We start from the raw sequence: 572 nt of genomic DNA, 5'->3' as shown, positions 1-572 counted from the left end.
TAAGCCTCAGCATGCTGAGCCGGATCGGAGGGAAAAAAGATGGAACTACTCAAAGCCACTAAGGTAAGCAAAGTGTTCGGCGGACTACGAGCCGTATCGGACCTCAATATTCATTTGAATCAAGGCGAGCTTGTCGGTCTCATCGGTCCAAACGGAGCCGGGAAAACGACGGCCTTCAACCTTCTGACTGGCGTGTATCAGCCCACAGAGGGAGAAATCATCTTTGACGAAAAGAGCGTAGTCGGGTTAAAACCCTATCAGATTACGCAGCGAGGCATAGCGAGAACCTTCCAGAATATCCGTCTCTTTGCGGATCTGTCGGTGCTTGATAATGTAAAGATCGCCTACCATTTTCATGTGAAGTATGGTTTGATTGAAAGCGCACTACGGTTAGGGCGCTACTATAAAGAAGAAGTAGAGATTGCCGAAAAGGCGGAATCCTTCTTGAAAATCTTTGGGTTGGCCGATAAAAAAGACGAGATTGCGAAAAACCTGCCTTACGGCGAGCAGCGTCGTCTGGAAATTGCCAGAGCCTTGGCGGCGCAGCCGAAACTGCTCTTATTGGATGAACC

At 49.0% G+C, this 572-nt stretch carries 1 protein-coding gene; it reads left to right on the top strand.

The genetic code is table 11. From position 1 onward, the window contains the following. Window positions 1-39 precede the first annotated feature (39 nt). Window positions 40-572, top strand: a 533-nt coding sequence (locus AC0NJP_RS18280) for an ABC transporter ATP-binding protein (RefSeq protein WP_474700707.1), incomplete at its 3' end; no start/stop codon positions are given.

The sequence above is a fragment of the Pelorhabdus sp. sgz311002 genome (genome assembly GCF_056134285.1).
The sequence above is the reverse complement of the archived record's forward strand: the minus strand, read 5'-3'. Positions and strand labels throughout refer to the sequence as shown.